General features: G+C 72.1%; 7 protein-coding genes. 4 read left to right on the plus strand and 3 right to left on the minus strand.

The annotated features are described in order from the left end of the window. From NS354_RS09595 to NS354_RS09605, 3 genes are all read right to left on the minus strand, one after another. Positions 1-2,032 (minus strand): efflux RND transporter permease subunit (locus NS354_RS09595; protein ID WP_193750752.1); only part of this gene is annotated, 2,032 nt, incomplete at its 3' end. 319 nt (positions 2,033-2,351) lie between these two features. Then, positions 2,352-3,578 (minus strand): MFS transporter, encoded by a 1,227-nt coding sequence (locus tag NS354_RS09600; RefSeq protein WP_058594296.1) that lies wholly within the window; start codon positions 3,576-3,578, stop codon positions 2,352-2,354. Then, positions 3,575-4,384, minus strand: a complete 810-nt coding sequence (locus NS354_RS09605; protein WP_193750754.1) for an SGNH/GDSL hydrolase family protein — start codon at positions 4,382-4,384, stop codon at positions 3,575-3,577. Before NS354_RS09605 ends, NS354_RS09600 begins: the two co-directional genes overlap by 4 nt. Positions 4,385-4,710: 326 nt before the next feature. Here NS354_RS09605 and NS354_RS09610 point away from each other — a divergent pair, with 326 nt between their 5' ends. The 4 genes from NS354_RS09610 to NS354_RS09625 form a co-directional block, all read left to right on the plus strand. Further along, positions 4,711-6,270 (plus strand): hypothetical protein, encoded by a 1,560-nt coding sequence (locus NS354_RS09610; RefSeq protein ID WP_058594293.1) that lies wholly within the window; start codon positions 4,711-4,713, stop codon positions 6,268-6,270. Continuing rightward, positions 6,267-7,349: a hypothetical protein gene (locus NS354_RS09615; protein WP_058594294.1), complete on the plus strand. Its 1,083-nt coding sequence runs from the start codon at positions 6,267-6,269 to the stop codon at positions 7,347-7,349. Before NS354_RS09610 ends, NS354_RS09615 begins: the two co-directional genes overlap by 4 nt. A gap of 15 nt (positions 7,350-7,364) precedes the next feature. Next, entirely contained in the window at positions 7,365-8,837 is a 1,473-nt protein-coding gene (locus tag NS354_RS09620; protein WP_058594295.1) for a hypothetical protein, read from the plus strand. A gap of 23 nt (positions 8,838-8,860) precedes the next feature. Further along, positions 8,861-9,351 (plus strand): hypothetical protein (locus tag NS354_RS09625; RefSeq protein WP_206542601.1); only part of this gene is annotated, 491 nt, incomplete at its 3' end.

Consider the following 9,351-nt stretch of genomic DNA (forward strand, 5'->3'; position numbering starts at 1 on the left):
CCTGCAACTCGACGACGGCGTCCTGCACCGCCGCTTCGACGGTCTCGACATCGGCGCCGTCGTCGAGTTGCAGGTCGTAGCTGATGGTGGTCGGCGTGCCGGGAGTGGGCACGGGGATCGAGGTCATCACGTCGGCGATGCCGGGAATCGCGCCGAGTGCGGCTTCGACCGGCTCGGCGGCGGCCACGAGGTCGTCGCCGGCCTCCTGCGGGGGAGCCTGGGTGAGCTGCAGGCTCTCCTGGCCCGACGAGCCGAGGAAGTCGGTCGTGATGAACGCGGTCATGCCGAGGGTGGCGACGAGCAGCAGCCCCGACACGACGAGCGTGATGGCCGGGTGCCGGCGAGTGGCGTTCAGCGCGGGCATGAAGGTGCGCTGCAGCCGATCCGGCGGGGTGTGGATCTCGTCGAGCTCCGACGGCTCGGCGGGGAGGGATCGAGGGGCGTCGGCGCCGCCGGCCTCGGATGCGGCGGGTGCGGTCGCGTGCTCGGGATCCTGCACGGCGTCGCCCGCACTGTCGGCGTCGCCCGCGCCGTCGGCCTCGGAGGCGCCCGCGCCCCGGTGGGCGGGGGCGTGCCGCAGGAACCAGAAGGCCAGCACGGGAACGATGGTGAGCGCGACCACGAGCGAGGCGATGAGCGCGATCGACACGGTGACGGCGAACGGGCGGAAGAGCTGCCCGGCGATGCCCGATACGAACGCGATGGGCAGGAACACCGCGACGGTCGTGAGCGTCGACGCGGTGATCGCGCCGGCCACCTGCCGCACGGAGGCGACGACGCCCTCGACGGTCAGCGGGCCGTCTCCCCTGCGGCGGCTGATGTTCTCGATGACGACGATCGAGTCGTCCACGACGCGGCCGATGGCGATGGTGAGCGCGCCCAGCGTCAGGATGTTGAGCGTGTTGCCGCTCGTCCAGAGCCCGATGAGCGTGATGAGCAGCGAGAGCGGGATCGAGACGGCCGCGATGACGGTCGACCGCCACGACCAGAGGAACGCCAGGATCACGAGTACCGCGAAGAGCAGCCCGAGCCCGCCCTCCACCGAGAGGTCGTGGATCGACTGCTCGATGAAGGGCGCCTGGTCGAAGATGGTGATGAACTCGGCGTCGAGGGTGGGCGCGAGGCGATCGAGCTCGGCGTGCACCGCGTGCGAGATGTCGACGACGTTCGCGCCCTGCGCCGGCGTGATCTGCAGGGTGAGCGACGGGTTGCCGTTGACGCGCGACAGATTCTGGGCGGGCACCGCCTCCATCGCGACGTCGGCGAAGTCCGAGATGCGCACGGCGCCATCGGCGGTGGGCACGGGCAGCGCGGCGATGTCTTCGAGGGAGGCGAGGGGAGTGCCGACCGTCACCGAGATGGGGCCCTCGGTCGACTCGGCCTGCCCGGCGGGGAGCGCCGCGCCGTGCGATTGCAGGATCGGCTGGAGGGTGGCAGGGTCGACCTCGAGGCGCGTGACGTCGGCCGCCCGCAGGGCGATCGTGATGCGGTGCTCCTGCTGCCCGGCGAGATCCACGGTGCGCACCCCGGGGATGCTCTGCAGCGCGGGCACCACGGTCTGCGCGAGTGCGTCGCCGAAGGCCTCCTGATCGCCCGAGGTGCCGGCGCTCAGCATCATCGCGGGCATGTCGTCGGCGCCGCCCGACATGACCTGCAGCTCGCTGCCCGACGGGAACGACGGGCGCAGGGCCTCGGCGGCGCTGCGAATGGCGCGCAGGGTCTCGTCGTCGTCCTCGCCGAACCTCCACTCGGCGATGATCTGCGCATCGCCGCTGGAGGTGGTCGATGTGACGCTCGTGACGCCGGGCACGGCGAGCAGCGCCTGCTCGACCGGCTCGGTGACGGTGCTCGCCATCTCCTCGGGAGCGAGGCCCTGCGACTGCGCCATGACGAACGCCATGGGCACCTGCATCGAGGGCATCAGCTCCTGCTTCAGCGATCCCATCGAGACGACGCCGATCACGGCGATCGCGAGGGTGGTGAGGCCGACGATGAGTCGGTTCTTGAGACTGGTGCGCGTGAGGAACGACATGAACGCTTTCGGCTGGGCCTCGGGCGGCGCGGCGGCGGCCGGCGCACCCGGGGATGCGTCGGCCGCCGGGCGTCCGGTGAGACGAGACGGGAGACGCAGCCGGGCGCGAGCCGGGCGGCGTGATCGACCCTCTCAGCTTGTCGGCTCCGGCGAGCGCTGGCATCGGCCCGCGGTACCATTCCGGATCATCCCGAGGGATGATTCGGGGTGACCGGATGCCGGCCGTGCAGGTGGCCGAGGGCGCCGGCAGAGGCGCGCCGATGATCGACCGCTGCAACCGCCGGCCGGCGCCGGCTCGGGTTCCGGGCGCGGGTGCCCGCTACCGCACGTAGCGGTCGCGGCCGGCGAGCACCCCGAGCCCCATCAGCAGCACGCCGATGCCGCCGATCGTCCACAGCGCGGGCGCCCACGATCCGGTCGCATCGTGGAGCAGCCCGATGGCGGGCGGCCCGGCGGCGGCGGCGAGGTATCCGACGGCCTGCGCCATGCCGGAGACCGCTGCGGCGTGGCGGTGGTGGTGGGTGCGCAGCCCGAAGAAGGAGAGTGCCAGCACGATCGAGATGCCGCCCGACAGGCCCCCGCACCCGGCCCAGACCGCTCCCCACTGCGGCGCGACTGCGAGCCCGATCGCGGCCACCACGAAGAAGAGGCCCGAGATCGCGCCCAGCCCGCGCTGATCGCGGAACCGCGGGATGAGCGCCGAGCACACGGTGCTGCCGATGATGGCGACAGCGTTCAGGATGAGCAGGTGGAGCCCGGCGGCGGCGGGCGAGATGCCCGACGCGACCTCGATCGACGGCAACCAGAGGATGAGGATGTAGTAGGCGACCGACTGCACGCCCATGAACGCGGTGAGCTGCCAGGCGAGGGCCGAGCTCCAGGGCGAGAACCGGTCGCGCGAGGTGCCTCCGCCGGGCAGCGCGATGACTTCGCTCGGCGCACGGTCGCTCGGGGAGCCGGCGCGCAGCATGCGCGGAAGGAGCGCGGCGAGCGCGAGGAGCGCGAATCCGGCCCACAGGCCGAGCGACGCGCGCCACCCGAGGCCCGACGCGTCGGCGAGGGGCACCGAGATGCCCGCGGCGATCGCGGCGAACACCGACTGCACCACCGAGTACGCCCCCGTCACCTGCCCGATGCGCCCCGGGTAGTCGCGTTTCACGAGAGCCGGCAGCGACACGTTGAGCGACGCGATCGCGATGCCGAGCACGATCGTGCCCGCCCACAGCCACGCGCCGCCGATGGAGCGGAGCGCGATGCCCGCGGCGAGCATCACGAGGCTGCCGCCGAGCAGTCGTTCGAGCCCGACTCGCGCCGCCACGGACGGCACGATCGGCGACACCCCGGCGAACGCCAGCAGCGGCAGGCTGATGAGCATCGAGGCGGCGAGCGAGCTCAGCCCGAGTTCCGACTGCAGGCGGTCGAGGATCGGGCCGACCGAGGTGAGGCTCGCGCGCAGGTTGCCCGCGATGAGCAGGAGCCCGGTGAGCGCCAGCGCGCCGGCGAGCGCCCGAGGGCGGCGGCCGCTCGGTTCGGAGGGCCCGGTCATGCGGAGCGGGCGGAGTCGGGCTCGCGGGGCTCGATCCGCGTCCACTCGGCGTACTTCGCCGTGCGCCCGTCTCCGCTCGAGCGACCGGTCAGCCGTCGTTGCACCCACGGCACCACGTGCTCCCGGGTGTAGCGCAGCTGGTCCTTCCGGGTCGGTCGCGGGATCGGCCCGGCCTCCACCTCCCAGTCGGTCGGAGGCGCGTACCCCATCGCCCGCAGCACGTTCGAGGCGACGCGGTGATGGCCGACGGGCGCGAGATGCAGGCGGTCGGGCGACCAGTACTGCCCCCCGGCGAGCTCGGGGTCGCTCCAGTTGTCGGCGAAGCGCACCTCCAGCCGTTCCGCGATGGCGCGCGCGGCGCGCACCAGCTCGTCGCCCTTCGCCCGCACGCGAGCGCCGCCGGGCAGGCCGGCGGTCGGGTTCGCGCCCGCGAGCAGCACGGGCTCGGCGCCGGCCTCGCGGATCCGCAGGAGGGCGCGCTCGGTCTGGGCCGCGATCCAGGAGATGTTCGTGCGGGGCCGGAGCATGTCGTTGCCCCCGCCGTTGAACGTCACGACCGTCGGATGCAGCGCGAGCGCGGGCTCCAACTGCTCGGAGATGATCGGCGCGAGCAATCGGCCCCGGATGGCGAGATTCGCGTACGCGACGGGCGCACCCGTCGCGTCGGCGAGGCCCTGCGCGACGAGATCCGCCCACCCGCGCACGGAGCCGTCGGGACGCTCGTCGCCGACCCCCTCCGTGAAACTGTCGCCGATCGCGACGTATCGGATCGGGGCGGGTTCGATGGCTTCGTGCGACTCGATCACGGCCTCAGCCTACGCCTGTTCCGAATACGCATTTCCCGCTGCCCCGAATGCGTAAAATCCGCCGGAAGCGCGTAGAGAAGGGCCGCCGAATACGTAAATCGAGCGTTTCGATACCTAAAGATCGGCAATTTCTCCGTGAAACGGCTTCGGCGACAGTACGTTTACCCAAATGTGTGAGTGCCGCACAGCAGCGACCGCCCTGCCGCCTCCGATCCCGGTCGGCGGACCGGCAGCCGCGCCGAGAGCATCGCACAGGGCGCGCGGAAGCGGCCGGCGCGGCCGGCGATCATATGCGGCGAGAGCTGGCGGAGAAGTGGGAGACGACTATGGGGGAGACCGGCACCGGGTTGCACTGGCGCGCCGCTGCCCAGCGATCCCTCGGCGATGACCGCTCGCGCGCGCGCATCGACGGCGAACTCGTTCGGGTGCTGCGCGAGAAGGCCGCCGCTGAGGTGACGCTGCTCCGACTCCGCGACGATCTCGTCGAGGTGCAGCGCTCCGTGCAGCGCGCAGCGCAGAAGCGCCACGTGATCGAACAGCGCCAGGCCGAAGAGGCGACGTCGCTCGAGCGCGTGCGCACGACACTCGAGGAGCTGCGCGCCCAGCAGGCGAAGCTCGAGACGAACGTCGCGCTCCTGCGGAGGAGCCGTGCCGATGCGACGCGGACCGCGGCGCTGATCGACACCGGCGAGATCGCGACCGGGGAGCGACCCAGCGCGGTGCGGCCGGCGGAGTCGGTGCAGCCGGTGCAGCCGGTGCAGCCGGTGACGCCGGTGACGCCCGCCGCGGGCGCGAGCTCTGCGGACGCGGGGTCGGCGGTCGCGGCGGACGCTGCGGCGTCTGCTTCGCCGAGAATCGCCCCGTCGAGAACCGCGGGTGCAGCGCCCGCTCCACCGGCGCAGGCTGCGTTGCCGCCCGACGCGGCGGCGACCGGCGCTGAGCGAGCGGCCGAGCCGGCGACGTCGGAGCCCCCGGACGCGGCGGACGCGGCGGCCGCCGCGTCTGCGGCGGCCGATTCCGGCGCAGACGAGTCGTCGACGGCGGAGTCCGCGGCGCCCGGAGCGCCGGCGGCGGAATCGGCGGCAGGAACTGCGGCGGAGCATACGGCGGGAACTGCACGGGAGGCTGCGGCGGCAACCGCACCGGAGTCTGCGGCGGAGCCGGATACGGAGCCCGTGCTCGCCGCGCGGGCGCCGGCCGCGTCGGAGCCCGCACCCGCGCAAGCCCTCGCGACGGCGCCCGTCGATACCGCGGCCGCCGAGCAGCGCGCCCCCGCTCCCGCGTCGACGAGAGCCGAGGCGACCACGGAAGCCGATCGCGCTGCGGCGCCGAGCGGCGCCTCCCCCGCGCTCCCGGAGGCGGGCGACGGGACGGAGGATCCTCACGGGCCCGATCACCCGGCTCGGAGACGAACCGGTTTCGTCCCGGTCGACTCGTTCGACGAGCGAACCAAGAAGGAGCGGAAGAAGGCCGACCGCGAGGCGCGCAGATACCTGCAGCAGGAGCAGCGCGAGGAGAAGCGCCGGGCGAAGTCGCGCAAGCAGCAGATGCGTGCCGCGGTGAAGGCGAACCGCAGCGGATCCGCACCGCAGCCCGAGAAGCTCGACACCGCGACGGGCGAGGAGCCGAAAGCGAAGCGCGGCTGGGGCGCCGTCGATCTCATGCTCGCCGTGCTGATCATCGCGCTGCTCGCAGCGGGCTTCGCGATATTCGCGTGGCCGCAGATGGAGGACGTCATCGCGGGATGGACGTCCGCCGCGCTCCTCGCAGCGCCCTCGCCCCTCCGTCGCAGTACCGCAGGGCCACCACCCCGCATGCGCGACCTGAATCAGATCATGATCGCGGCGGAACGCCCGGCACCTACGAGAAAGACACGCACCCCATGAGCATGCACACGTACGCGATCTCCCCGGAGCGGAAGGGGTACTCGCGCCACGAAGTCGATCGTCTGCTGCGCAACCTCGACGCCACGATCGACGAACTCCAAGCCGAACGCGGGGCGCTCACCGAGCGGATGCGGGCGATCGAGACCGAGCTCGAGATCGCCAACAAGAACCTCAGCAAGGCGCAATCGCAGAAGCCCACCTTCGCGGGTCTCGGCTCGAAGTTCGAGGAGGTGCTCCGCACCGCCGAGGTGCAGGCCGAGCACATGCTCGACGAGGCGAAGCGCCGCTCCGAGTCGATCACCGTGGAGGCCGAAGCGGCGGCGCAGCGGTTGCTCCGCAGCAGCGAGGAGCAGGCGGAGCACATCCTCAACGAGGCGCAGCGCCGGGCCAAGGATGCGGCGCTCCAGGGTGAGACGGCCGCAGTCGAAGTCGCCGCGATCGCCAACGCCCGCCTCGGCGAGGCGAGCGAAGCCGTCACGCAGGCCAAGCGCGACGCGGCGAACATCCGCGCCGTCGCCGAGGGTGAGATCATGCAGGCCCGTCAGGAGGCCCAGGCGCACATCGACCAGCAGCGCGAGGAGATCCACCGGCTTCGCGAGGAGTCCGAGCACCACGCCATCGAGGTCGAGCGCATGCTGCTGGAGCGCCAGGCCGAGGTCGAGGCCCAGTGCGACCGGGCGCTGTCGGAGGCCACGGAGCGCTCCGCGGCCATCCTGGACCAGGCGAACCTGAAGGCGGCCGAGATCAACGAGCGCGCCTACGCAGTCGGGCAGGAGAGCGAAGCCCTGCACGAGCGCCTGCGGCAAGAGGTGCAGCGCCAGCATGCGGAGGCGCGCAAGCACGCCTCCGACCTGATCGAGCAGGCGCAGCTGTACTCCAACAACCTCGTGAACCAGGTCGAGATGTTCTCGGACAAGGTTCACGCCCGCGCGCAGGCCCGACTCGAGGCGCTCAACGACGAGGCGGAGTTCATCCGCACCTTCATCGACGACCACCGCGTCTCGCGCAAGACCGAGACCGTCATCGCCCAGATCGAAGAGCATCTGCGGCAGGCGAGCGCCGACCGGCACAACGGATAGTGGAGGAGAGCCGACATGAAATTGCAGATCAGCGATCAAACGGCAGAGATCCTCGTTGCCGATCAGAGCACATCCGCGCGCATTCTCGCGGAGATCGCGGCGCAGCACGCCCCGCTGCGCGACCGGATCCGTCAACACCCGAATGTCTACCCGGACCTCGTCGACTGGATGGACGAGGTCGCGAGACGCGAGACGAGCGGCGACGACGCCGAATCGGAGCCCAGTGTGCCCGAGTACCAGGGGCCGAGCGACACCGGCGCGAAACCAGCAGCGGTGCCGCCCCGGCGCCCGCACGCCGCGAATGCGAGCGCGCGCTCCGGGGCTGACAAGCCTCCGACGAGCGCCGAGGCGGACAAGAGCCCGGGTCTCGATCGCGCGATGCGCATCAGCGACCCGGCCCCGCGGCCCGACCCGGAGCCGCGCGCCGGCTCGGCGGCCGCGACGCGACCGCAGCCCAACGCGACGCAGACCTCCATCGAGAAGCTCCGGGCGCGCTACGCAGCAGCATTCGAGGAGCCGAAGACGCCGCGCGGCGCCACCGACCGCGACACGGAGCTGCGGGAGTACTCCGACACCCGGTTGCGCGACATGCGTGCACAGCTCGACGCCGAGGTGAAAGCGCGCCTCGAGGCGGAGGCGCGGGTGCAACTCGCCGTCGAAGCGAGGGACCGCGCGCAGGAGGAGACGCTCGCCGAAGCTCGCGCTCGCGCCTCGGCCGAGGCGCAGAGCAAGCTCGAGGAGGAGGCGCGCGAGCGAGCCGAAGCGCTCGCGAAGAGCGAAGCCGAAGTGCGACGCAGCCTCGAGGCCCAGCTCGCCGAACTCAGACGCGAGATCGAAGAGATCACGGCGCAGCACGCGGAGGAGCAGCAGCAGCGCGCCGCAACCGAAGCCGAGCTCGAGCAGGCGGGCGAGCGTCTCACCCAGCTGGCGGAGGAGCGGGCGACGCTCGAGGAGCGAGTCGCCGTCGTGTCGCAGCTCGCGTTCGAAACCGAGGCGCTGCTCACCGCCGAGGCCGATACGCGGTCCGAAGCCGAAGCCCGCGCCCGCAACGAATCGCTGATGCGCACCGAACTCGAAGCGCAGGTGTCCGTCGAGCGCAGCGCTCGGAAGAGCGCAGAGGTGCAGGTCGCCGACCTGCACGAGCAACTGCTCGGGGTGCAGAACGAACTCGATGCGTTCCGCTCCGAGATGGAGCGAGAGGCCGAGCAGCGCTCCGTCGAGAGTGTCGCAGCCGAAGCCGAACTGGAGCTGCGGGTCGCCGAACTCGAGGCGTCGCTCGCGGAGGAGCGCTCGCGCTCCCGCCAGCTCGAGCAGACCATCTTCGACGAAACCCAGTCGCGGCTCGCCCTCGAAGCGCGACTCGACGCCGAGAGCGACGGCCGCTCTACGGCAGAGGAGCGCGAGCGGCGCGAGCGGCTGCTGCGCGTCGAACTCGAGGAGCGCCTGGCGCTGATGGGCGCCGGGCAGCGCTCGCTCGACGAATCGTGAACCGGGAGTCCAGGCCCGCACGCATGACGTTCGACGACGCCCGTGATCTGCTGACCGCATCCACGACCGGAGCCGCCGAACTCGCGGAGATCGCCGCGAAGTTCCCCGAACTGCGGGGCCGGGTCTCCGAGCACGCGAACGTCACCCCGATGCTCGCCGACTGGATCGCGCGCAACAGCGCCCCCGCGCGCGAGGCCCGCCGCTCCGCCGGTCCGCACGCCCACGCGGAGCGGCGCGCGGACCCCCTCGCCGATCGCGGTTCGTCGCTCTCCGAGTGGGAGCGCCGCCTCGCCGACAAAGAGGCGGAGCGCCTGCGCCGCGCCCGCGCGGAGGCGGAGGAGGAGCTGCGCGACGTCGTGCGCGACAAGGCACGCGTCGAATCCGAAGTCGAGATCGCGCGGCAGAACCTCGACCGCGCGCGTGCGGCGCTCGACTCCGAGCAGGCTCGGATCAGCGAAGCCGAAGCGCGGATCAGCGAGCAGATCGGGGCGCGCGCCGAGCTCGACGACGTGGT

Source organism: Leucobacter chromiiresistens (genome assembly GCF_001477055.1).
Lineage (GTDB): Bacteria > Actinomycetota > Actinomycetes > Actinomycetales > Microbacteriaceae > Leucobacter > Leucobacter chromiiresistens_A.